This is a genomic window from Microbacterium sp. K41 (genome assembly GCF_004794395.1).
Classification (GTDB): domain Bacteria; phylum Actinomycetota; class Actinomycetes; order Actinomycetales; family Microbacteriaceae; genus Microbacterium; species Microbacterium sufflavum.
On record NZ_SSDO01000007.1, the window covers coordinates 1 to 670 of the forward strand.

The 670-nt window shown below is 75.5% G+C and carries 1 pseudogene; it reads left to right on the forward strand.

Annotation, left to right across the window (positions count from 1 at the left end):
• Positions 1-477, forward strand: a pseudogene (locus tag DW309_RS19130) (hypothetical protein); the annotation flags it as partial.
• Positions 478-670 lie beyond the last annotated feature (193 nt).

Consider the following 670-nt stretch of genomic DNA (forward strand, 5'->3'; position numbering starts at 1 on the left):
ACCGCGGCTCCCGCGGCTCCCGGCGCGACCGCGAACCCGTACGCCACCGCCCCGTCCGCGGCCCCGGACGGCACCCCCTACCCGCCCGCGTACCCCACGGCCGTCACGCCGGGAGGCCCCGGGTACCCGCAGTTCCCGGTCGGCGCCCCGCCCCGCACCGCCGCCGACCGTGGCAGCTCGCTCGGCCGGGTGGCGTTCATCGTCGCGGTCGTGGTGTTCGCCCTCGACCTGCTCCTGATCCTCGGGCGCCCGTTCCTCTACATGGGCGACCGCGGCTACTCGCTGATCGGATTCGTCGAGGGCGCGTCGTCCGTCGTCGGCTTCCTGGGTTACGCGGTCGCGCTCGTGCTGGGCATCGTCGCCGCGCGCCGCCCCGGCTCCCGGCTGTTCGCGGGGATCGCGATCGGCATCTCCGGCGCCGGACTGCTCGGGATCGTCACCGTCTGGCTGGCCTCGATGTTCTACCGCTTCGTCTGATCGACGCCGAGGGTCCCGCTCACCGGCCGTCCCGCACGCGCTCGTACACCGCGACCATGGCGGCGGTGCGCGACGACTGGCGGAACGCCTCGGCGACCGCCGGAACGGGGGACGGAGCGGCGCCCGCGGCGATGTCGGCGGCGGTCTCCTCGATCTCTCGCAGCGGGCGCAGCGCGCGGTGGACCGCGAGGTA